The sequence below is a fragment of the Streptomyces sp. NPDC058751 genome (assembly GCF_042746485.1).
Classification (GTDB): Bacteria; Actinomycetota; Actinomycetes; order Streptomycetales; family Streptomycetaceae; genus Streptomyces.
Genome location: NZ_JBHYPZ010000058.1, coordinates 26254 through 48051, shown reverse-complemented (window position 1 = coordinate 48051; position 21798 = coordinate 26254). Strand labels below are relative to the sequence as shown.

Annotated in this window: 23 protein-coding genes and 2 pseudogenes; 15 read left to right on the top strand and 10 right to left on the bottom strand. The window is 71.4% G+C overall.

The genetic code is table 11. The features are described from left to right. Window positions 1-16: 16 nt before the first annotated feature. On the bottom strand, window positions 17-1225 hold the full coding sequence (locus ACFW6B_RS36835; protein ID WP_386603406.1) for an acetyl-CoA C-acetyltransferase: 1209 nt from the start codon (window positions 1223-1225) through the stop codon (window positions 17-19). A gap of 309 nt (window positions 1226-1534) precedes the next feature. Here ACFW6B_RS36835 and ACFW6B_RS36830 point away from each other — a divergent pair, with 309 nt between their 5' ends. The 5 genes from ACFW6B_RS36830 to ACFW6B_RS36810 all read left to right on the top strand — a co-directional run bounded on the left by ACFW6B_RS36830 (window position 1535) and on the right by ACFW6B_RS36810 (window position 7527). Further along, a complete protein-coding gene (locus tag ACFW6B_RS36830; protein WP_386603404.1) occupies window positions 1535-3352 on the top strand; it encodes an AMP-dependent synthetase/ligase in 1818 nt (605 codons plus the stop codon). A gap of 93 nt (window positions 3353-3445) precedes the next feature. Then, on the top strand, window positions 3446-4066 hold the full coding sequence (locus tag ACFW6B_RS36825; protein ID WP_386603402.1) for a TetR/AcrR family transcriptional regulator: 621 nt from the start codon (window positions 3446-3448) through the stop codon (window positions 4064-4066). A gap of 96 nt (window positions 4067-4162) precedes the next feature. Beyond that, window positions 4163-5305 (top strand): acyl-CoA dehydrogenase family protein, encoded by a 1143-nt coding sequence (locus ACFW6B_RS36820; RefSeq protein WP_386603400.1) that lies wholly within the window; start codon window positions 4163-4165, stop codon window positions 5303-5305. A gap of 9 nt (window positions 5306-5314) precedes the next feature. Then, entirely contained in the window at window positions 5315-6292 is a 978-nt protein-coding gene (locus ACFW6B_RS36815; protein ID WP_386603398.1) for an NAD(P)H-dependent flavin oxidoreductase, read from the top strand. A gap of 62 nt (window positions 6293-6354) precedes the next feature. Further along, complete coding sequence (locus tag ACFW6B_RS36810; protein WP_386603396.1) at window positions 6355-7527, top strand: XdhC family protein; 1173 nt, start codon at window positions 6355-6357, stop codon at window positions 7525-7527. Here ACFW6B_RS36810 and ACFW6B_RS36805 read toward each other — a convergent pair. After that, window positions 7517-8113 (bottom strand): hypothetical protein, encoded by a 597-nt coding sequence (locus tag ACFW6B_RS36805; RefSeq protein WP_386603394.1) that lies wholly within the window; start codon window positions 8111-8113, stop codon window positions 7517-7519. The two genes, ACFW6B_RS36810 and ACFW6B_RS36805, sit on opposite strands and share 11 nt — an antisense overlap. Before the next feature lie 347 nt (window positions 8114-8460). On the opposite strand from ACFW6B_RS36805, the gene ACFW6B_RS36800 reads away from it, so the two are divergent. Then, entirely contained in the window at window positions 8461-9450 is a 990-nt protein-coding gene (locus ACFW6B_RS36800; protein ID WP_386603392.1) for an aldo/keto reductase, read from the top strand. 10 nt (window positions 9451-9460) lie between these two features. Here the strand turns inward: ACFW6B_RS36800 and ACFW6B_RS36795 are convergent, their stop codons facing one another. Both ACFW6B_RS36795 and ACFW6B_RS36790 read right to left on the bottom strand, forming a co-directional pair. Next, window positions 9461-9877 (bottom strand): signal peptidase I, encoded by a 417-nt coding sequence (locus ACFW6B_RS36795; protein ID WP_386603390.1) that lies wholly within the window; start codon window positions 9875-9877, stop codon window positions 9461-9463. A 40-nt stretch (window positions 9878-9917) separates the two neighbouring features. Further along, a complete protein-coding gene (locus ACFW6B_RS36790) occupies window positions 9918-10316 on the bottom strand; it encodes a DUF4440 domain-containing protein (protein ID WP_386603388.1) in 399 nt (132 codons plus the stop codon). Between the two features lie 139 nt (window positions 10317-10455). Between ACFW6B_RS36790 and ACFW6B_RS36785 the strand changes: the two genes are divergently transcribed. Further along, window positions 10456-10761 (top strand): barstar family protein, encoded by a 306-nt coding sequence (locus ACFW6B_RS36785; protein WP_386603386.1) that lies wholly within the window; start codon window positions 10456-10458, stop codon window positions 10759-10761. Between the two features lie 74 nt (window positions 10762-10835). Here the strand turns inward: ACFW6B_RS36785 and ACFW6B_RS36780 are convergent, their stop codons facing one another. Further along, window positions 10836-12122, bottom strand: a complete 1287-nt coding sequence (locus ACFW6B_RS36780; protein WP_386603384.1) for an MFS transporter — start codon at window positions 12120-12122, stop codon at window positions 10836-10838. After that, window positions 12119-12658, bottom strand: coding sequence for an ArsR/SmtB family transcription factor (locus ACFW6B_RS36775; RefSeq protein WP_386603382.1), 540 nt, complete (start codon window positions 12656-12658; stop codon window positions 12119-12121). The genes ACFW6B_RS36780 and ACFW6B_RS36775 overlap by 4 nt, the downstream gene beginning before the upstream one ends. A gap of 443 nt (window positions 12659-13101) precedes the next feature. Between ACFW6B_RS36775 and ACFW6B_RS36770 the strand changes: the two genes are divergently transcribed. The 4 genes from ACFW6B_RS36770 (at window position 13102) to ACFW6B_RS36755 (ending at window position 16915) form a co-directional block, all read left to right on the top strand. Further along, a complete protein-coding gene (locus tag ACFW6B_RS36770; RefSeq protein WP_386603380.1) occupies window positions 13102-13752 on the top strand; it encodes a YncE family protein in 651 nt (216 codons plus the stop codon). Between the two features lie 81 nt (window positions 13753-13833). Beyond that, window positions 13834-15003: a hypothetical protein gene (locus ACFW6B_RS36765; protein ID WP_386603378.1), complete on the top strand. Its 1170-nt coding sequence runs from the start codon at window positions 13834-13836 to the stop codon at window positions 15001-15003. A 231-nt stretch (window positions 15004-15234) separates the two neighbouring features. After that, the gene (locus ACFW6B_RS36760) at window positions 15235-15480 is read left to right on the top strand and encodes a hypothetical protein (protein WP_386603376.1); all 246 of its coding nucleotides are present in this window, start codon (window positions 15235-15237) and stop codon (window positions 15478-15480) included. A gap of 13 nt (window positions 15481-15493) precedes the next feature. Beyond that, window positions 15494-16915: a DUF692 family multinuclear iron-containing protein gene (locus ACFW6B_RS36755; RefSeq protein ID WP_386603374.1), complete on the top strand. Its 1422-nt coding sequence runs from the start codon at window positions 15494-15496 to the stop codon at window positions 16913-16915. A 3-nt stretch (window positions 16916-16918) separates the two neighbouring features. Here the strand turns inward: ACFW6B_RS36755 and ACFW6B_RS36750 are convergent, their stop codons facing one another. Then, entirely contained in the window at window positions 16919-17392 is a 474-nt protein-coding gene (locus tag ACFW6B_RS36750) for an AbfB domain-containing protein (RefSeq protein ID WP_386603372.1), read from the bottom strand. A gap of 222 nt (window positions 17393-17614) precedes the next feature. Here ACFW6B_RS36750 and ACFW6B_RS36745 point away from each other — a divergent pair, with 222 nt between their 5' ends. Next, window positions 17615-18457 (top strand): ATP-grasp domain-containing protein, encoded by an 843-nt coding sequence (locus ACFW6B_RS36745; protein WP_386603370.1) that lies wholly within the window; start codon window positions 17615-17617, stop codon window positions 18455-18457. Between the two features lie 193 nt (window positions 18458-18650). Here ACFW6B_RS36745 and ACFW6B_RS36740 read toward each other — a convergent pair whose 3' ends face one another. Next, entirely contained in the window at window positions 18651-19412 is a 762-nt protein-coding gene (locus tag ACFW6B_RS36740) for a maleylpyruvate isomerase family mycothiol-dependent enzyme (protein WP_386603368.1), read from the bottom strand. A gap of 98 nt (window positions 19413-19510) precedes the next feature. Here ACFW6B_RS36740 and ACFW6B_RS36735 point away from each other — a divergent pair. Continuing rightward, window positions 19511-19609, top strand: a pseudogene (locus ACFW6B_RS36735) (IS5/IS1182 family transposase); the annotation flags it as partial. Here ACFW6B_RS36735 and ACFW6B_RS36730 read toward each other — a convergent pair. Further along, window positions 19607-20191: a DinB family protein gene (locus tag ACFW6B_RS36730; RefSeq protein ID WP_386603366.1), complete on the bottom strand. Its 585-nt coding sequence runs from the start codon at window positions 20189-20191 to the stop codon at window positions 19607-19609. The pseudogene ACFW6B_RS36735 and the gene ACFW6B_RS36730 sit on opposite strands and share 3 nt — an antisense overlap. A 239-nt stretch (window positions 20192-20430) precedes the next feature. On the opposite strand from ACFW6B_RS36730, the pseudogene ACFW6B_RS36725 reads away from it, so the two are divergent. Next, a pseudogene (locus tag ACFW6B_RS36725) lies at window positions 20431-20867 on the top strand (transposase family protein); the annotation flags it as partial. Beyond that, window positions 20841-20963 carry a hypothetical protein gene (locus ACFW6B_RS36720; RefSeq protein ID WP_386603420.1) on the top strand — a complete coding sequence of 41 codons (123 nt, stop codon included), beginning with the start codon at window positions 20841-20843 and terminating at the stop codon, window positions 20961-20963. The pseudogene ACFW6B_RS36725 and the gene ACFW6B_RS36720, both read left to right, overlap by 27 nt. 151 nt (window positions 20964-21114) lie before the next feature. Here the strand turns inward: ACFW6B_RS36720 and ACFW6B_RS36715 are convergent, their stop codons facing one another. Next, window positions 21115-21420: a hypothetical protein gene (locus ACFW6B_RS36715; protein ID WP_386603364.1), complete on the bottom strand. Its 306-nt coding sequence runs from the start codon at window positions 21418-21420 to the stop codon at window positions 21115-21117. Between the last annotated feature and the right edge of the window lie 378 nt (window positions 21421-21798).

Here is a 21798-nt window from a genome sequence, read left to right as displayed (position 1 = left end):
CTCCAGGTCTCAGGTCTCACAGGCGTTCGATCACGGTGGCGATGCCCATTCCGCCGCCGGCGCAGAGGCTGACGACGGCCCGCCGGGCGGAGCGGCGTTCCAGCTCGTCCACCACCGTGCCGACGAGCATGGCCCCGGTGGCGCCGAGCGGATGCCCCATGGCGATCGCGCCGCCGTTGACGTTGACCTTCTCCAGCGGCAGCCGCAGGTCCTTGGCGTACCGGAGCACCACCGCGGCGAAGGCCTCGTTGATCTCGAACAGGTCGATGTCGTCCACCGTCAGCCCGGCGAGGTCCAGCGCCTTCCGGGTCGCCGGAGCGGGTCCGGTGAGCATGATCGTCGGGTCGGCCCCGCTGATCGCCGCCGACACCACCCGGGCCCGGGGCGTCAGGCCGAGGCCGCGGCCGGCGTCCCGCGAGCCGATCAGGACCAGGGCCGCGCCGTCCACGATGCCGGAGGAGTTGCCCGCCGTGTGGACGTGCTCGATGCGCTCGACCCAGTGGTACTTCTGCAGGGCCACCGCGTCGAAGCCGCCGAGATCGCCGATGTCCGCGAAGGACGGGCGCAGTTCGCCGAGCGACTCGGGCGTCGTCCCCGGGCGCGGGTGCTCGTCCTCGGCGAGCACGATCACCCCGTTGCGGTCCCGCACGGGCACCACGGACTTGGCGAAACGGCCCCCGGTCCAGGCCCGCGCGGCCAGTTGCTGGGACCGCACCGCGTACGCGTCGACGTCCTCCCGCGAGAAGCCCTCGACGGTGGCGATCAGATCGGCCCCGATGCCCTGGGGGACGAAGTACGTGTCGAAGGCGGTCTCCGGGTCCGCCGCCATCGGTCCGCCGTCGCTGCCCATCGGCACCCGCGACATCGACTCCACACCGCCCGCCAGGACCAGGCGGTCCCAGCCCGAAGCGACCTTCTGCGCGGCCGTGTTGACCGCTTCGAGGCCCGAGGCGCAGAACCTGTTGAGCTGGACCCCGGCGACGTGGTCGGGCAGACCGGCCGCGAGCGCCGCGGTCTTGGCGATGTCCATGCCCTGGTCGCCCACCGGCGAGACCACGCCGAGGACGACGTCGTCCAGGCGCCCGGTGTCGAGCTGCGGGTGACGGTGCCTCAGTTCGCCGATCAGCCCCGTCACCAGCGACACCGGCTTGACGTGGTGCAGCGACCCCTTCCGGCCCCGTCCGCGGGGGGTTCGGATCGCGTCGTAGATGAATGCCTCGGTCACTGTCCTCGCACTTCCTCTCCAGCGGTGCGCGTCCCTGCTGCCGAGCCCCGGCCGCGCCGGTCGCGGGCCTTCGTCCCGGCCGGAGCGGCGCATCCGGCGAGGACAGGTAAGGGCAACTATTGGCGCTCTGTCAATAGGAGTGCCGCAAGCCTCTTCGTAACTCTGGAAAGCTACTTGAGGAATCACGACAGCTCGATGGAAGACCGTTCGGTGATGCCGGTGCGACCTATTGACACTGGGACAAGAGTGGGTTCACCGTGGGGTCCGCCCAAGGAGTCCGCACATGGTTCGCGATGGAGGGAACCCGACGTGACCACAGCAGAGCCGCTGCACCAGTACGTCGAGGGGCTGACGATCACGAGGCTGCTGCGCCGCAACGCGCAGGAGTTCGGGGAGCGGCCCGCACTGACCACCGGCCCCGGCCCCGACGCGGGGACACTGACCTGGACGCAACTGCGCGCCGAGGTCGCGGCCCTCACCCGGGGGCTGGCCGCGCTCGGCCTGAACCGGGGCGACCGCATGCTCGTCGCCATGTCCAGGAGGCCCGAGCACTGGGTCACGGACCTCGCCGCCGTCCACCTGGGCGCCCTGTCGTGCAGCACGTACGACACGCTGAGCACGGAGCAGATCGCCGCCCTGATCCGGCACAGCGCGGCCCCCGTCGTCGTCCTGGAGGGCGAGGAGCAACTGCGGCGCTGGCAGCCGGCGCTGGACGGCCTGCCGCAGCTGCGCGTCGTCGTTCTCGACCGGGACGCCGCCCCGGCCGACGACCCGCGCTTCGTCGACTACGCGGCCGTACGCAACGCGATGCCGCCCGACGACGCCACGTTCGAGGCGCTCACCGACGCCGCGACCCCCGGCGAACCGCTGGCCCTGGTGTACACCTCGGGCACCACGGGCGACCCCAAGGGCGTGGTGCTCTCCCACCGCAACGTGGTCCACGAGTCCGCGATGCAGGACCGGCTCGTCCCCGTACCGGACCATCCGCGGACGATCGCCTATCTGCCGATGGGGCACATCGCCGAGCGCGTGCTCGGGATCTACATGCCCGTCTTCACCGCGGGTCACGTCACCATCTGCCCGGACCCCGACCAGTTCCTGCCCACGCTGCGCGCGGTGCGCCCGCACGGGTTCTTCGGCGTGCCCCGGGTGTGGGAGAAGCTCGCCGCCGGCCTGCAGACGCAGCTCGCGACGCTTCCCGCCGACCGGGCCGCGGCCGTGGCGCAGGCCCAGAAGACCGCTCTCGAGGTGTACCGCCTCCGCTCCGAGGACAAGGAGGTCCCCGCGGAGCTGGCCGGGACGCTGGAGGAGTCGGACGCGCGGGTGCTGCGGCCGTTACGGGCCGCGATCGGGTTCGACGCGTGTCACCGCGCCTTCAGCGGAGCGGCGCCGATCCCCACCGGCGTCCTGGAGTTCCTGGCGAGCGTGGGGCTGCCGGTGTACGAGGTGTGGGGACTGAGCGAGACCACCGGCGCGGCGACGGTCAGCACACCCGGGGCGTTCGCGCTCGGCTCCGTCGGACGGCCCGGTCCCGGCATCGAGGTCAAGGAGGCCGACGACGGCGAACTCCTGGTCCGCGGCCCCGTCGTCTTCTCCGGATACCTGCAGGCCGACGGCCACGTCGAAGCCGCCACCGACGCCGACGGCTGGCTGGCCACCGGGGACGTCGGCACGGTCGACTCCCGGGGCATCGTCGCCGTCACCGACCGCAAGAAGGAGATCATCATCACCTCCGGCGGCAAGAACATCGCGCCGACGAGGATCGAGTCCCGGCTGCGGGCCCACCCCCTGATAGCCCAGGCCGTCGCCGTCGGTGACCGGCGCCCCTACGTCACCGCCCTCCTCGTGCTGGACGAGGAGACGGCCCCGCTCTGGGCCCGCGCGAACGGGATCGGCACCACCGGACTCGACGAACTGGCCCGCCACCCCAAGGTGCTGGCGGCCCTGGACACCGCGGTCGAGGAGACCAACTCCGTGCTCTCCCGCCCGGAACAGGTCAAGCGCTACCAGGTCCTCGCCGGACCCTGGACCGCGGAGTCCGGCGAGCTGACCCCCAAGCTCAGCCTGCGCCGCAAGGCGATCGACCAGCGGCACGCCGCGACGATCGAGTCGATGTACAACACGTAGACGCGTACTCGCAGGCCCGTCCGCACGGGCCCGGCACATCGCACGTCGACGACGGACCCGTCGTCGGCAGCACGAGCGAAAAGGAATGACGGCATGGTCGGTCAGCGCCAGGCGCCGCGACGCAGGATGGAACCGGACGCCAGGCGCGCGGAGATCCTCTCCGTCGCGCGCAGACTCTTCGGGGCGAACAGCTACGCCTCGGTGTCCACGTCGGACATCGCGGCCGAAGCCGGCGTGGCCCGTGCGCTGATCAACCACTACTTCGGCGGCAAGCGACAGCTCTACCTCGAAGTGGTGCGGCAGATGATGGTCGTGCCGGCCTCGGTCTCGGAGCGGCTGCCGCCGACCACACCCGAGGAACGCCTGTCGATCTGCGTCGACCGCTGGCTCGAAGTCGTCGAACGCAACCGGGACATGTGGCTGTCCGCGATCGGCCTGGAGTCGCTCGGCAACGACCCGGAGATCGACCAGATCATGCTCGAGGCCGACGAGATCGCCACCGACCGGATCCTCGAGGCCGCCATGATGACCGACATCACCGAGGGACGCACCAAACTCCGGGCGATGATCCGCGCCCACAGCAGCATGCTCAAGGCCGCCTCCCGCGAGTGGCTGGTGCGCGGCACCCTCAGCCGCAGCGACCTGCACGTCATCCTCACCCGCACCGTGCTGCACCTGCTCAACACCGTCTTCCCCGCACTCCGGGAGGACTGAGCGCACCGCGGGACCGCCGGCCCCACCACCCACCGTGCCCCGGCCCGCCGTCAGGCCGACACCGCGATCACCGAGAAGAGAAGGAAGAGGGACACCATGCCCCGAGCCCTGTCGGACGAACGTCGCGACCTGGTCAAGGCGATAGGCGACTTCTGCCGCCGCGAGTGCGGCACGAAGGAACAGCGCGACAAACTGACGGCCAACGGCCAGGAGCAGCACAACCAGCAGCTCTACGAGAAGATGGCGGCCCTCGGCTGGCTCGGCATCGCCGTACCGGAGGAATACGACGGCGCGGGCCGGAGCATGGTGGACCTCTGCCTGTTCCTGCAGGAGACCTCCTACGGGCTGGCGCCCATCAGCGGCTTCGGGACCACCGTCATCGCCGCCGCCGCGTACGACAGGTTCGGCACCGAGGAGCAGAAGCGCGTCGTGCTCGAAGGCGTGACGAAGGGACGCGTCGAGGCCGTCTCGATGTCCGAACCGGGCGCCGGGTCGGACGTGGGCGCCCTGACCTGCCGGGCCGAGCGCACCGCCGGCGGATACGTCGTCAACGGGCAGAAGACCTGGTGCTCCAACGCGCACTTCGCCGACCACATCCTGCTCGTCGCCCGCACCGGACGGGGCGGGACCAAGCACGAGGGGCTCACCCAGTTCATGGTGCCGACCGACGCGGACGGCCTGCGGGTCAAGGGCATCGACACCATGGGCGGCAGGGACGTCAACGACCTCTACTTCACCGACACGTTCGTACCGGACTCCGCGGTCGTCGGCACCCCCGGCCAGGCGTGGAGCCAGCTGATGGCCGGCCTGAACCTGGAGCGGATGATCCTCGGCGCGCTCATGCTCGGCGTGGCACGGCGGGCGTTCGACGACACCCTGGCGTACGTCCGCCAGCGCGAGCAGTTCGGCCGGCCGGTCGGCTCGTTCCAGTCCCTCAAGCACCGCATCGCCGACATGGCCACCGAACTCGAATGCGCCCAGCTGCTCCTCGACGACGTCGCCGCCGCCATCGAGGCCGAACCCGACCGGGTCTTCGCCCGCGAGGCGTCCATGGTGAAGCTCAAGTGCACCGAACTCGCCAAGCACGTGACCCTGGAGGGCATGCAGATGATGGGCGGCTACGGCTACGCCACGGAGTACGGCATGGAGGCCCTGCTGCGGCAGACGGTCGTGTCCACGGTCTACGGCGGGACGAGCGAGATCCAGCGCGACATCATCGGCAAGACCTACGGGCTGTAGGGGGCTGCGATGCTGACCACACGATTCACCCAGACGTTCGGCGTCGAACATCCCGTCGTCCAGGGCGGCATGCAGTGGGTGGGCGTGGCGGAGCTGGTCTCGGCGGTGGCGAACGCGGGCGGCCTCGGCTTCCTCACCGCCCTCACCCAGCCGACGCCGGAGGCACTGGTGAGGGAGATCGAGCGCTGCCGGGAGATGACCGACAAGCCGTTCGGGGTGAACCTGACGATCCTGCCGGCCATCAAGCCGCCGCCCTACCACGAGTACCGGCGCGCGATCATCGAATCCGGGGTCAAGATCGTCGAGACCGCCGGCTTCAACCCCGCGGGACACCTGCCGGAGTTCCGCGCGCACGGCATCAAGGTGCTGCACAAGTGCACCAGCGTGCGGCACGCGGTGAAGGCCGAGGAGATCGGCGTCGACGCCGTGAGCATCGACGGGTTCGAGTGCGCGGGACACCCCGGCGAGGACGACGTCCCGGGACTGGTCCTGATCCCCGCGGCGGCACGCCGGCTCACCGTTCCCCTGGTCGCCTCCGGCGGGTTCACCGACGGCCGCGGTCTGGTCGCCGCGCTCGCGCTGGGGGCCGACGGCATCAGCATGGGCACGCGGTTCCTGTGCACGGTGGAATCGCCGGTGCACCGGAACGTCAAGGAACAGATCGTCGCCAACAGCGAACGCGACACCGAGCTGATCTTCCGCTCCCTGCGCAACACCGCCCGCGTCGCGAGCAACTCGGTCAGCAGGAAGGTCGTCGACATCCTCGGCGACGGCGGCGAGTTCCCGGACGTCCGGGAACTGGTCTCGGGCGCCAGGGGACGCAAGGTGTTCGAGAACGGCGATCTGGAGGCGGGCATCTGGAGCGCCGGCCTGGCCCAGGGCCTGATCGACGACATCCCGACCGTCCAGGACCTCGTACGGCGCGTCGTCGCCGAAGCCGACGACCTCATCGCCAGACGGCTGGCGGCCTTCCGCCGGTGCGCCTGACCACGGGCACGACACGCCGACGGTCATGACCCGAACGAACGGCACGACACGGAGGCAGGCCGATGCTGGACATCGCCGAAGAGCTGAACCGGTGGTTCACGCAGGGGCGCGACCTCGCGGTGGCCACCGTGGTGACCGTCCACGGCAGCGCCCCGCGCCGCCCCGGTGCCGCGCTCGCGGTGGCCGCGGACGGGACGGCGATCGGCTCCGTCTCCGGCGGCTGTGTGGAGGGAGCCGTCTACGAGCTGTGCCGGCAAGCGCTCCTGGACGGCACGACCGTCCGGGAGCGCTTCGGCCACAGCGACGAGGACGCCTTCGCCGCCGGTCTGACCTGCGGGGGCGTGCTCGACGTCCTCGTCACACCGGTACGGGCCGACGCCGCCGTCCGCCCCGTCCTCGCCGCCGCGGTCGCCACCGCCGCACGGGGCGGGGCCGTGGCCGTGGCACGCGTCGTCGACGGTCCGGCCGGGCTGTCCGGCCGGGCGCTCGTCGTCCGCCCGGACGGGTCCCGCACCGGCGGTCTCGGCGCCCACCCCGCACTGGACCGGACCGTCGCCGACCGGGCGGCGGCCTTCCTCGGCGCCGGCCGCACCGGCACCCTGGAGATCGGGGAGCGGGACTCGCACTGCGGGAGTCCGCTCACCGTGCTCGTCGAGTCGGCGGTACCGGCCCCGCGCATGGTCCTCTTCGGCGCGATCGACTTCGCCTCGGCCCTGGTACGCCTCGGGAAGTTCCTCGGCCACCACGTGACGGTGTGCGACGCGCGCCCCGTCTTCGCCACGGCCGAGCGCTTCCCGGAAGCGGACGAGATCGTCGTCGACTGGCCGCACCGGTACCTCGAACGCACCGGGACCGACGCCCGGACCGTGCTGTGCGTCCTGACCCACGACCCCAAGTTCGACGTGCCCCTGCTGAAGCTCGCGCTGCGCCTGCCGGTGGCCTACGTCGGCGCGATGGGCTCCCGCCGGACCCACCTCGACCGCGCCGCCCGCCTGCGCGAGGAAGGCGTCACCGACCGGGAACTGGCCCGCCTCAGGTCCCCCGTCGGCCTGGATCTCGGAGCCCTCACACCGGAGGAGACGGCCCTGTCCATCGCCGCCGAGATCGTCATGACCCGGCACGGCGGCGGGGGCGGCCCCCTGAGCGGAACCCGTACCGCCATCCACCACGAGGCCCCGCCGGAAACCGGGACCGACGGCCGGACGCGGTGGGTTCCGTGGGGTGTCAGCGGCTGACGACGGCCCGTGGGTCGACCTCGCAGTGAGCGATCTCCTCGATCCGTCCCGAGCTGGCGACGGACACCCGGTAAGTCAACTCGTCGTTCGCGGAGACCGGCACCTGATTGGTGGTGCGGATCATGGTGAAGCCGTGCGAGTCCTTGAAACTGACCTTCAACGTGAAGACTCCGTCGCGTCCGTTCGGATTCCTGATCTCGACGGTCGCGTACGGGTCGTCCATGCTCGCGCAGTGTTCGAGTACGGCGGTGCCGTCCTTCAGGGGCCGGGAGGCATCGCCGGAGGAGGGCGCCGTGGAGGTGGAACGGTCGGTGGGCCGTGATCGGGCCGCACCGCCGCCGCTGCCACCGGTGCTCGTCCCGGAGTCGGGGGTCTCGCTCTCGGACGAGCCGCCGGAAGAGCCGCCGCCGTGCGAACCACCGCCGCCCGACGCCGACGAACCGTCGTGGTCCTGGCCGGAGCTGCTGCACCCGCCGCCCTCGCCGCCGTGGCTTCCGTGACCACGACCGGACGAGAACCCGGTCAGGGCCAGCACGACGATCGCCGACACCGCTGTGAATCTGAGACTGCGCCCCTGCATGTACATGCCGTCATTTTACCGATGGCCGTCACACCGGCCCCGGCGAGGGCCGGACGCCGTGTTCCGCGACGGGGGCGGCCCGCGCCGGCGGGGTATCGCCCGCGGTGCCGGGGACATGGGCGGCCTCGGCGTTTGTCCCGCACCGGCGGAGGTACCCGTGACCCGCGCCGGGGACTTCCACCCGCGGACGCCGGCGAGCGGCCGGTCGCACCGCGAGGCGGGCGGACGCGACCTCGTCGCCTGCCGCCGCGTCGACTTGCGCTGGAGTGCGCTCCAGGTCGTAGCGTCGCAGACACCACGGCGCACGAACCACGAACCACGAACGAGTGCGCGGAGAGAAGCGGGGAGAAGCCATGCGGAAGCGCGGTCTGCGGGACCTTCAGGTGTCGGCCATCGGTTTGGGCTGCATGGGCATGTCCGCCTTCTACGGATCCGCGGACCAGGAGGAGGGGATCGCGACCATCCGGCGCGCCCTCGACATCGGGGTGAACTTCCTCGACACCGCGCAGATGTACGGGCCGCTCACCAACGAGTCGCTCGTCGGCGAGGCGGTCCGGGGGCGTCGCGAGGAGTACGTGATCGCGACGAAGTTCAACTACCGGATGGACGATGCCGTACCCGGCGACATCAGCACGGTGGGCCCGCAGGACGGTTCGGCCGAGCACGTCCGGAGCTCGGTCCACGGCTCCCTGGAGCGTCTGGGGACCGACCACATCGACCTGTACTACCAGCACCGGGTCGATCCGAACGTACCCATCGAGGAGACGGTGGGCGCGCTGGGTGAGCTGGTCGCCGAGGGCAAGGTGCGGTACATCGGCCTGAGCGAGGCGAGTGCCGAGACCATCCGGCGCGCCCACGCCGTGCACCCGGTCACCGCGGTGCAGAGCGAGTACTCGCTGTGGTCACGGGACGTGGAGGCCGAGGTGCTGCCCGCCTGCCGTGAGCTGGGCATCGGCTTCGTGCCGTACTCACCGCTCGGCCGCGGCTTCCTCGCCGGCCGGTTCGCCTCGCCGGACGAGCTGGACGCGAACGACTGGCGCCGTCAGAACCCGCGCTTCCAGGACGACAACCTGGGGGCGAACCTGCGGCTGGCCGCCAAGGTCAAGGAGATCGCCGCCGAGAAGGACGTGTCCCCGGCCCAGCTGGCCATCGCCTGGGTGCTGGCCCAGGGCGAGGACCTGGTACCGATCCCGGGCACCAAGCGCCGCACCTACCTGGAGCAGAACGCGGCCGCGGCCGACATCTCGCTGACCAAGGAGGACCTGGCCCGCATCGAGGCGGAGCTGCCCGAGGTGGCGGGGGAGCGCTACGACGAGGCGGGCATGCGGTCCGTCAACCGCTAGGGCCTGTCGATCAGAGCCCGGAGGACGGGTCCGTGGCCTTCTGGCCGGTCACCCCGCGGTCCTGGTCGGTCTCCCTGTAGCCGGGGAGAGAGGGCCAGCGGACCGTCAGGACCACGGACTCCTCCTCCGCGAACCAGGAGTGATCGACGCCCCGGCCCCACACGACGTAGTCCCCCTGCTCGGCCAGGAGAACGCTGCGTCCGGGCAGTTCCACCCGGAAACGCCCGCTGACGAGCACCAGCAGGGCGGTGCGCTCTTCGCCCCTCACCCACTGAGCCCGCTCGTCGCCCCGTGGGTGGACGCCCCATTTGATCTCCACGGCCTCGCTGTGCCGGGGATCCGAGCCGTCCTTGAAGTGCCCCAGCAGCCATCCCCGGTCCAGTGCCGCGTCCTTGCCCGCATTGCCCACGTACACGCTGTCGTTCATGGCCCGGAAGGTAGCAGCCGACCGCGTCCACGCGTCGCGGTCAGGGGTGGTCGTACCAGGCGACCGCCGTGATCCGCCAGCCTTCCGGGGCGCGGACGTACTGGATGGTCTTGGTCCCGCCTCCCTCGAACGGCTCGCCGTCCAGGATCCCGGACTTGCGGTACCCGCTGATCCGGGAGGCGATGTCGCCCGCGATCTCCGTGCGTTCGGAGGTCTCCCACTCGGAGAACTCGACCAGGCGACCGTCGCTCAGCAGCCGTAGGCGGGGCTCGATGAACTCGTCCACGGTGTAGACCGTGAATTCCGGGCCGGTCTTGACGATCACACCGTCCGGAAGGACCAGCCGGCGGATCCGGGCCACGTCGGCGGCCTTGCCGCTCCGGTTGTCGAAGGCACCGAAGAACTCGGCGGTCAGGGCGTCTATCTCGATCCTGGACATGGCCGGACGGTAACAGCGAAGGACGCCGGACATCCGGGAACCGACAAGCGGCGGTACGCCCTGGACCGCCCCCAACGGAACGGCCAGGGACTCCCTTTGAGCCGTATCGGGCGGGTCGAGGGGTGGCTACTCTGCTGCCATGGCGAAAGAGACGAGAACGGAGTTGGTGGTGGACCTGCGGGGTCGACCGATCGAGACGCTCGATGACTTCTGGGACGCCCTCGCCGAGCCCTGCGGGCTGCCGAAGTGGTTCGGCCGGAACGTGGAAGCCTGGCGGGACACCATCCAGACACGAGGCATCTCGGATGTCATCGACAGCTACGACGTCCTGGTCGTCCACGTGGACAAGCGCGGAGTCTTCGCTGCCCGGAACCGTGAAGCCCGGCACCTGCGAAGCACGTTCGCGGGACGGCAGTCGCGACTGGTCGTGCACGAGCTGTCCTGACCGCGCGGCGGACGGTTCCCCGATTCCAGCGGCGGACTCGGCCCGCCGGGTCGTCCGTCGCACCTCGTGGAGCCTTAGACGACACCCTCCTGGACGGGATCCCGGTACTCCGGGTGATCCGGGTCGTCGGTCGGGGCGGCGGCACGCAACGCCGCCTCGACCCGGCGGTTGCTGGTCATGGTCGACGTGACGGCGGTCATGGCGAGGAGGAGGCCGGCGGCGGCGTAGAGCGGGGTGCGTACGTCGTAGGCGGTGGCCAGCCAGCCGCCGAGGAAGGCGCCGAACGGGGCGGCGCACATGGCGAGCATGCGGGAGGTGGAGGCGACCCGGCCCATCAGGTGGGCGGGGACGATCGCCTGTCGGAGGGAGGGGCCGAGCACCATCGTGGCGCCCATGCCCGCTCCGCAGACGGCGAGCGCGAGGCCGGCGACGTACGGGTTCGGGGCGGCGGCCAGGCCCAGGACGGCGACCCCCTCGACCGCGGCCGTGCAGGTCAGTGCGGTGCCGGTGCCGAGCCGTCGGCCGAGGAAGGAGGCGATGCCCGCGCCGAGCAGACCGCCGGTGGCCTCCGCCGTGAGGAGCAGGCCGAAGCCGTGGGTGTCGATGCCGAGGCGGTCGTGCGCGAAGAGGGCGAGGACGGTCTCCACGGCGAGGAAGGCGATGTTCCCGACCGCCGGACGCAGCGCGAGCCCGAGCAGCAACTGATCCCGGAACACGTACGAGGCACCGGCCCGCGCCTGCCGCAGCAGCGACTCACGGGCCCGCGGCACGGGCGGGGGCGTGGCAGGCAGCGACCGTACGAGCAGTGCGGAGAGCGCGAACGACACCGCGTCGGCGAGCAGCGGAAATGCCCGCCCGAGCGCGAGCAGGGCACTGCCCGCGGGCGGCCCCGCGAAGCCGGACATGGCGGTCTGGGCGCCGCGCAGGCGGGAGTTGGCGCGCTCCAGGAGCGCGGGGTCGCGGCCGAGCAGATCCGGTAGACAGGCCGTGGCGGCCGTGTCGAAGAAGAGTCCGCCGAGTCCGAGCAGGAAGGCGACGGCCGCGAGCAGCGGAATGCTCAGGACGTCGAGCGCGGCCGCCGCCGCGGGTATCGCGAGCAGCACCGCACGCGCCGCGTCCGTGACCCACATCGTGCGTCGGCGGTCCCAGCGGTCCACCAGCACACCGCCGAGAACCCCGAAGAGCAACCACGGCAGCGTTCCGGCGGCCGTGACGACGGCGAGCGCCGAAGGATCCCGCGTCAACGTCAGCGCGAGCAGCGGCAGCGCGGCATGAGTCACCCCGTCACCGAGCGAGGACACCGTCTGCGCGGTCCACAGCCGTCCGAACCCGGTCGGCAACTTCCGGACATCCGAGGTCACTTGGAGTCCCCTTCGGTCCGCGCGCGCGATGCCGGGTGGAACAGGGCGAAGACGAGTGACGCGTCCGGCAGCGACGGATCGGACAGCTCCCGGTACTCGTCCGCCAGAGCCTCCAGCCGTGCCCCCAGCTCCGCGAACTGCTCCTCGGTGAGCCGCAGATGCGCCATCCGCACGTGCCGTTCGCCGTCCGCGGGCGACGCCTCCAGATCCGCCACCGCATGCCGCATCAGCACATCCGGCCCTCCCTCGCCCGGATCCGGCAGCACGATCGATCGCGCGGCCATCGCGTAGTACCGCTCGGTGACCCCCCGCACCTTCCGCGTCCGCACCACCTTCACCAGACCGGTCCGCTCCAGCAGTCGTACGTGGTAGCTGGAACTCCCCTTCGCGAGGCCCACTCGCTCGGCGATCTGCGTGATCGTCGCGGGCTCGAAGCGGAGCACGGCCATGATCCGGTGACGCGTGAGATTGGAGACGGCGCGCAGTTGGTCCTCAGTGGTGACGTGGAAGGTCTCGGGAAGATCATCGGTAGCCATGCCAACAATGGTCAACGTTTCTTGACCATTGGGCAAGGGGTTTTCGCCCAGGCTTCCGGAATCGGCTGTCCGGCACGTCTCGAAGGGCCCCCGACCTACTTGGAGCCCGGCCCTGGACAGCCCTGACTCCCCGCGACGGCCGAGGCGTCCGGCGCAGGGGCGCGCACCGGCGTGGCCGCCGGCGGTGCGGAGGTGTACCCGCCCACCGACGAGCCGTTCACGGGCGGCGCGGAGACGACCGTGCACGACGTGTTCCTCGCACGACGTGTTCCTCCGCGGGGTGACGCCCGGAGTCCCCGGGATGCCGTGATCGACGACTGTCGGGATAATGGGGATCGACTCGTGGTGCGGACTCCAGGGCATTCGATGCCGCCGGGACCTTCGCGTACGCGCTCCCGACACGGCCGAATCGTCCAGACCCCACAACGGACGTGAGTCGTGCGATGAGTGACACATCCAGCGCCCAGGCCGTGCACGTCGTGGGCGTCATCCCGGTGGGGGCGAGGCCGGTCGGGCTCGCCGCCGATGGCAACGACCGGGTATTCGTCACCAACAGCGGTGACGACACCGTGTCGGTGATCGATTCCGCGACCGACACCGTCAAGGAGACCATCCAGGTCGGAAGCGCTCCGCAAAGCGTGGCGATCGACCCGCAGTTCGGCGCGTACGTCGCCGACGGCGGCGGCGCCACCGTCTCGGTGCTCGCCCCCGAGCCCGGCGGGTTCCCCGTGACCATCCCCGTGGGGCAGCGGCCCACCGGCATCGCGATCGACCATGAGAGGGGCCGTGTGTACGTCGCGAACTCCGGCTCCCACACGGCGTCCGTGATCGATGCGACCACCGGCGGCGTCCACGACGTCGACGTCCTCGCACCCCCGATCGCCGTGGCGCTGGACCCTCGGGGCGACGCCTGCGTCAGCCGTGCGGACGGCACGCTGAGGATCATCGACGCCGCATCCCACAGCGTCACCGCCACCGTCCCCGTCGGGTCCGCGGCGGTGGCGGGCGTGGACTACGAGCCGCACAGCGAGCGCGTGTACGTGGCCGACGGCGCCGACGGCACCGTCTCGGTCCTCGACCTCGCAGGCGGTTGACGGACGACACCGGCCCCGCCCCGCCGGAGGCGTCCTGGCCATCAGCCCCACCATGCCCATCAGAACCACTGGAGGACGATCATGGGTGACTTCGTCGTGACCACATCCCTCGCAGGAGGCCAGTTGCAGCCGTGCGCCGACGCGCTGAACACCAGTGCCCAGTTCACCGCACTCTGGGCGGACGACGCCGACGCCGGCATCAAGGGACAGCGGCTCGACTCCGCCGGCACGAAGGTCGGTACGGAGTTCCTCGCCAGCGTGGCGACCCCGCCCGGCGGCAACACGAACCGCCAGTGGCCCTTCCTGGACTCCGTGGGGACGGCCACCTTCGCGGCATGGATCGAGCAACCCTTCAACCTGCCCCCGCCGACTCCCGCGGTGGTGCTGCGCCGGTTCGCCGGCGGGCAGCCCGCCGGGCCGCCCGTCCAGGTCAGCACCGACGACATCGATTCGCGGTTCCCGCCCACGGTCACGCGGATGATCGACGGCGGCTGCCTGGTCACCTGGACGGGCGCCTCGATGGAACAGCGCGTACGCGCGCAGCGCTTCACACCCGAAGGACAGAAGGCGGGCCCGGAGATCGCCGTGAACACCACCGCGGCCTTCCACACCGATGCGTCCGTGACGCTCCTGAGCGACGGGGACTACGTCGTCGCCTGGACGAACGGCCAACCGGTGGGCGGCGGCGGGCTCGTCTACCGCGTCTTCGGATTCGACGGAACCCCCCGGACCGGCGAGAAGCGCCCCAACATCGTGGGCTTCACGGGGCGCGGCGCGCTGACGGGCCTCGACAACGGGCGCTTCGTCGCCGCGCACATCAGACGGACGGTCAACAGCGACCTCGGAGTCCTCCAGAGCACGGTCTCGGCCGCCGTCATCGACCCGGCGGCGGACGGCGTCGTCCTCAAAGCCTCCGCGGGCTCACCGGAGCACTTCAACCGCACCTCTCCGGCGCTGACGGCCCTCCCGGGCGGGCAGTTCGTGCTGGCCTGGGTGGAGAAGAGCGCGGACACCACCGTGACCGTTCCCACCGTTATGGCCCAGCTCTGCTCGGACACCGAGCTGGAGATCGGACCGAAGGTCGCGGCCAGCTCCGGCACCGACGGAAACCGCTTCCACCTCAGTGCCGCGGCAGTGTTCGGCAACGGCTCGCCCGGCAGCGTGTTCCTGTCGTGGGCGGACATGGCGGCCGGCGCCGAACCCAGGATCCGGGGCCGCGTCCTCACCGCCACCCCCGGCGGAATCTCCTAGAGCGCGGATCGGGTCGCGATCGTCGTCCGGTCCCCGAACGGCCGCACCGTCCGGAGCACGTCGGGGCGGGCCCCGGCCGTCCGGACCACGTCGGGGCGGGCCCCGGGTCGCCCTCACCCGGGTGCTCCTGCGCGCCTCCTCGTGAGGCGTCGTGGCGTGCCTGCATGATGCGGAGCGGCCGTCCGGGCCTCGCGGACCGCCGCTCGCGCCTCGACCGAAAGGGAGACTCCCATGTCCAACAACCCCATGGCCGGACCTTTGCCGGACCCGTGGCTGGCGGCGGTCAACGTCACGGTGCCGATCTCCGTGGCCAACGACCTGGACAAGATGCAGGGTGTGATCAAGGACGTGATGACGCAGCTGGGATGCCCCACGTGCCACTCGGGGCGGGACCTCCGCATCACCATCGCCCGCGACTTCGTGGTGGATCCGGAAGGCCAGGTCCAGCCGGCGGTCGTCGCCCCGCTGACCCGCTGATCCCCGGCGCGTCATGACGAGACTGGGAGCCGGGCTCACGTACGTACCCGGTCTCGACCGCGTCCTCGACGAGGTCGCCGACCTGCTCGACGTCGTCGAGATCGAACCGCAGAGCATGTGGCGGGTCCGCGGCGACGGCGGGATCACGGTCGACGAGCACGCGCTGGGAAGGCTCTCGGACCTCCCCGGAGCGCGGCTGCTGCACGGGGTCGGGAATCCGGTCGGAGGGTGCTGCCCTCCCGACCCGCGGCACACGGCGCTCTTCGGCGAGCTGGCCGGGAGGCTGCACGCGCCGTGGGTCAGCGAGCACCTCGCCTTCAACCGGGTGGCGGACCGTACCGGCCGGTTCCACACCGGCTTCATGCTGCCGCCCTGCCCGACGGAGGCGGGCGCCCGGACCGCCGCCCGTTCGGTACGCACCATGGCCGACGCGCTCCCGGTGCCCCTCGCCGTGGAGATCGGCACGAACTACCTCCGGCCGCGGCCCGGCGACCTGTCCGACGGCGCGTACGTCCGGCAGGTCGCCGAGCGGAGCGGCTGCGGGCTGCTCCTGGACCTGCACAACGTCCTGGCCAACGAGCGCAACGGCCGCGGCAGCGTGGAGGACCTGCTGGCCGGCCTGCCCCTCGACCGGGTGTGGGAGGTGCACCTGGCGGCCGGCTCCGCGTACCGCGGGTACTGGCTGGACTCCCATTCCGGGCTCCCCGACGACGACCTGCTCGCTCTCGCCGAGCAGGTCCTGCCGCGGCTGCCGGCCCTCCGCGCCGTCCTGTTCGAGGTGACGCCCTCGGCCGCGCCGGACCTGCCCGGCGGCGCCGTCCGTGAACTGCTCCTGCGGGTGGGGGAGATGTGGCCCCGGCAGGCCCCGCTTCCGCCGCTGTCACCGCCGCCGCGTCCCGTGGGCGCGCCGCGCGCCGCCCCGGGAGGCACGGCTGTCTCCCCCCGGGACTGGGAGCTCGCCCTCGGCAGCCTGGCCGTCGGCCGCGACCCCGGCACGCGGCTGGCCCGGGAGCTGGCCGCCGACCCGGCGATCGGCCTGCTCCGGGACCTCGTCACCGAGTTCAGGGGCAGCGCGCTGACCGGCACCCTCCGGTACACGATGCGGTTGCTGTTCCTGACACTGGGACCGGGCGGAACGGCCGAGCTGCTGCACGGTTACGCGCTCTCGCGCCCACCGCTCCTCTTCGCCTCCGAGGAGGCGTTCGCGTTCGCGGACCACCTGCTGGAGACCAGGCCGTCCGTGCCCTGGCTGGCGGACGTCGTCCACCTCGACCTCGGCCTGCTCCGCGCGAGGCTCGACGGCGCGCCCTGCACCGTGGAGCTGCGCACGGACCCGACCGCGCTCCTGACGGACCTGGGCGCAGGGCGCCTTCCGGCCGCTCCGTCGCGCGGCCGCTTCCGGGTCCGCCTCGTCGACGACTCCGTACCCGCCTGACCCCTACTGGACCGGGGCGAGGGGCGAGTGGATCCTGAAGCACGCGGACTGGAGCTCGTCGGGGGTGTTCACCGGCTCGGCGAAGAGCTGGAAGTCCCGGTGCCGGATGAACCGATCGGGGAATTTCACCGACCGGAACGAGACCTGGTTCGGATCGATTTCCGCCCTTTCGAGGGCGAAGGTCGAGTCCTCGCGCACTTCGGCGGCGACTGCGGGGTCGATGATGCCCGTGAAGAACTTGCTGTGTATGCGGAAATCGTCGAACGTCGCGATCCGCAGACAGAAGCCCAGCGGCGGCGCGGCGCGCAGCAGCCGGCCCGTCGTCCCGAAGTTCAGACTCGGTCCGTCCCACTCGAAGGTGGCGTCGGCGCGGTCCTCGTCAGTCTCGATCTTGGCGATGTCGGCGAGGCCGTCGCGATCGACGATGAAGAAGTCCGGGAAATTGTTGGAAAAGAGCGAGAGCCTGTTCGCGGCCATGGGTATACCCCAATCGTAGGCTCGTAGGTGTATGTCCATGCGGCTCGGGTGCGCTGTTTCCAGCATGCGCTTTCAGGGAAACGAGCGCCACTGTTTCACATAGTTGCCAATTCTATTGAAAGAATTGCCCATTGGTCTTTGCGGGACCGGCCCGCGAGGGTCCTCCCCGTCCGGTCGACCCGGGGTGCGGGCCCGAATCCGGTGGACTGCCCGACCGGACCGATGGCATGGTCGTCGATCGTGACGAAGCACGGTTTCCTGGCGTTGGCGCCGCAGTACACCACGACCTCCGAACTGCTCTCGACGTCGGCACGTCGGCGGGGCATGGACGTCGAAGTCCTCCCCGCCCAGGGCGGCGCGGGCACCGCCGCGGGGAGGCGCGGCGGCCATTACTACGGCGGCCCCGCCTTCGCGGCAGGCGTCGTGGACGAACTCGAACTCGCGCTCCTGGAGCCCTCCGACGACTGGCTGGTCACCGTTTCCCCCGCGTACACCGGACGGCACATCGCCATGGCGACCCTGGGCGAGGCCCGTCGCCTGACCCGACCGGCCTTCGTCAAGCCGCCGACCGACAAGAGCTTCCCGGCCGCCGTCTACGCCGACGGTGGCCGGCTCCCGACGGGGCCCGAGCTGCCGCCGGACGTCCCGGTGCAGATCAGCGACGTGGTGACCTGGGCGACGGAGTTCCGCCTCTACGTCCTGGAGGGTGAGGTCCGCACGGGTTCGCAGTACGCCACCTTCGGCCGTCTCGACGCCCGGCCCCTGGACGGCCACCGTCACGAGGACGCCGTCCTGGCGTTCGCGAAGGACTTCCTGGCCGCCTGCGGCGACGGCCTGCCCAGCGCGGTGGTGGTGGACGTCGGACTCCTGACCCCACCCGAGCACGGCGCCGCCGACCAATGGGCGGTGGTCGAGGCGAACATGGCGTGGTTCAGCAACACCTACGCCGCCGACCCCGACCTGGCCCTGGACGTCGTCCTCCGCGCCGCCGGCCCGCGTACCCTGACGGCGGCCCGCGACCGCCGCTTCTGCCGCACTCCCGGGACCGCCCGCCCAACCGGCTGAGGACGAGGGCACGTGGTCCGCCTCGGGTCCTCCAGCCGGCGAGCAGGCCGCCGACGTCCTCCACCGCGAGGCGCTCGGGCCCGAGCCGTGCGGGGCCGTACCGGCCGTCCGCCGTGCGGAGCGGAGGCGGAGCCGTTCGCGATGTTCACCGACGCGGACGTCATCGAGACCGTCCGCCGGCGGCATCGACCGGCTACTCCTCGGGCTCCCAGGCGATCAGCTGCTCGAACACCTGCTGGTCGCCCTCGATCTTCAGGTCGCTCAGCGTGAAGCGGCCCCAGACGAAGAGGAGCAGTTGCTCGGCCGTGCCCGCGGCCGAAGCGGAGGCGGGCGCGGCGTCGGCGGTGAGGGGTGCGGGCCAGGCGCCGGTGCCGTCCAGCGTGAGGAGCCAGGAGCGGCCCTCGGCGGCGTGGTAGTGGATGGTGGCGGCCTCGTGCGGCCAGGCCGCCGGGGTGGAGTTGCAGGTGTCGAGGAACTCGGCCACGCCGTCGATCGCGACGTCCGCCGGCATCGGCTGCACGGCGCCTGCGGCGAGCTGGGCGTCGTAGGTGTGCACCAGCACCTCGTGCACCCGGCGCCTGGCGACGCCCCAGGCATTCGCTGGCGACACGCCGGCGCCCCACCACGTCCAGCACTCGCGCTCCGGGCCGGCCTCGCGCAGCGCACTCAGCAGCAGTTCGTTCGACTCGGCGTACCAGGCCAGCAGCGCCTCGAGCTCGTGCGGCACCTCCGCGGCATCCTTGGCCGGCGGAGCCTCGGCCGGGCCCGCGGCGACGATCGCGGCCCACCAGCGCTGGCCCGTACCCAGGTGCTGCACCAGATCGAACAACGTCCACTCGGGGCAGGACGGCACCGGCGCGTCAAGGCCGGGCGCGGCGGCGACCGCACTCCGGAACGCGGCCGACCGCTCGTCGATCAGTTGCAGCAGGGCGGAATACTCAAGACTCTCTGTCACATCGCTTGCCTATCACCCCAGTTCAGCCGACCGCACCCTATTTTCCAGACCGTCAGCTGCGGGAGTTGGAGCACCTGATGGAAAGCCTGGTCGTAGCCGTACCCCTCGCCATCACCCTGACCGGTGGCAACCGTCACCGGCCGCGGCGGTTGTTCGCCGACCGGGGCTACGACTTCGACAAGCGCCGTAGGCTCCTAAGCCTTGATCGGTGCGGCCGACCTGGCGGCCTGCTCGATCTTCGCGCGGTAGGCCGCACGGGCTTCCTCGTCGATCTGCTCCTCGTGTTCGGCGCGCACCCCGGTCCGGCCGTCGAGGCCCTCGCGCAGGATGTCGGCGTGCCCGGCATGCCGGATGGACTCGCCGAGGACATGGACCATGACGGCGAACAGGTTCGTGTTGGGACGAGGCTCCGACCACCACGGCACGTGGCCGGGGGCGTCGAGGGGAAGCTCGTCGATCGTCGCGTCCGAGTGTTCCCACGTGCGCCGGTAGAACCCGACGACCTGATCGCGGGTCTCGTCCTCGGTCGCCCACAGATCGCTGCCGTCGTGGTCCTGCCACCGGGGCAGCGGTTCCGGGGAAGGGCGGTCGAAGACCTCGCCGAAGTACCTGGCCTCGACGGTGGCCACGTGTTTGACCAGGCCGAGGAGGTTGGTCCCGGTCGCCGTCAAAGGCCGGCGGGCGTCGTATTCGGACAAGCCGTCGAGTTTCCAGAGCAGCGCCTTGCGGTCCCGCCGCAGTCTCCCGTGCAGGTTGTCTTTCGCGAATTCGTCGATCATGCGGCATGAGCCTGCCATGGGCTGCTCGTGCTCTCAAGATCCCGTACATGGTCCGCGACGACCGGCAGGGACGAGGTCTGGCCGTGGCCGCCGCTGCCGATGCGCAAAGGCATTACGCCGACAGTGAGCCTTTTCCGACCTGGCGGTGCTGAACGCGAGTCGGACACCCCTGCGCAACGGCGAAGCTCCTGGTGGACGGGTTCTCGACCAAGATCACCCATGTTCGCCAGGAGCTTCACGTGCTTGTCTGCTCGTCCTCGATCGATCTGTCGAGCCGAACCCTTCGGTTCCTGGCCGGACAACTGTCGTCCAGGCAGGCGGAGATCGGGACGCGGTGGCGGCGCCTGCCAGTCGGGCGTCAGGCCCTCCTCGTGCTGGCTCACCTGCGGTGCGGGGACACCTACGCTCAACTCGCTGCCGGGTTCGGCATCGGGATCGCGACCGTGTTCCGCTGCATACGCGAAGTCGTCGACGTCCTGGCTGCCCTCGCTCCGTCCCTGGCCGAGGCGATGACGACGATCCAGGAGAAAGCGTTCGTCATCCTCGACGGCACCCTGCTGCCGACCGACTGGGGGCACCTCCCGGCCGAAGGCCGGGGGACATCGCCGCGGACACCCCGTACTACTCCGGCAAACAAAAACGTCACGGCATGAACATCCAAGTCCTCACCGATCCGGTCCGGGTGCCTTTTCGGGGGCGCCGCCTCAAGCGCACGAACCGCATCACCGACTTCGTGAAGGCCGTCCTCGTCCTTCATCACGCATCAACGTGAGGTTGGAAAAGGCTCAATGAGTTTTCAGTGTGGCCGTTGAACGCGTGACGCCGGAAGCGGCGTGAGGGAGATGCGCGCGAGACACATGCTCCCCCTGAGGGCGCCGACGGGGCGTTGCCGGCAGGCTCCGGCCGTGGCCGCCGGTCTGCGGCTACGACCAGGGGCTGAGGTCGGGCGGCGGAACGTAGATGGGGGTGTCGGGACAGCCGATCTCTCCCCAGTAGGCGCAACCGCTGCGGGGCGGGGGCGTGGTCGGAGGGGCGGAGCTGTCGCGCGGGGCCGGTTCCGGGACGGGGCCGCGGTGCGCGCCGGGGCAGTCGTCGGCGTCGTCCGGCGTGCACAGGACCGGCATGGGCAGGGACGGAGGCCCGGCCGACTCGTCGTCGCAGGCGGTCACTCCCCACAGGACGAGGGCGATGAGGCCGGAGGCGGTCAGCAGGCGCACTGAGGTGGACATGGGGCACTCCTGGAATGGGGAGCGGAGGGGATCGTTCCCGGCGGGAGCCGGTGGATGCCACTACGGTGGCGCGCCCGTCGGGCCGGGTGCCTGAGTTCCCCGCCCCGGTCGCGCCGGGCGCCGGGCCCGTGTCCAGGGCGCCGTGCGGCCCGACGCGGCCCGGCCTTCCGTGCGCGGCGCCCGGCGGCAGCGGGACACCCGCCCCATGCGCCGACCCGCCCCGGCAGGGCACGGTGGCGGCGGACGCCCGGCCGGACGGGGTGCCGCGTGGCACGGGAGGCACCCGGGACGGCTTGCGGCGGATGGGCGTGCCGGGGCGGACACCTGCGAGAACGCGGGAGCGCAAAGCACCGGAGTACCCGGCACGTGCGATGGCCG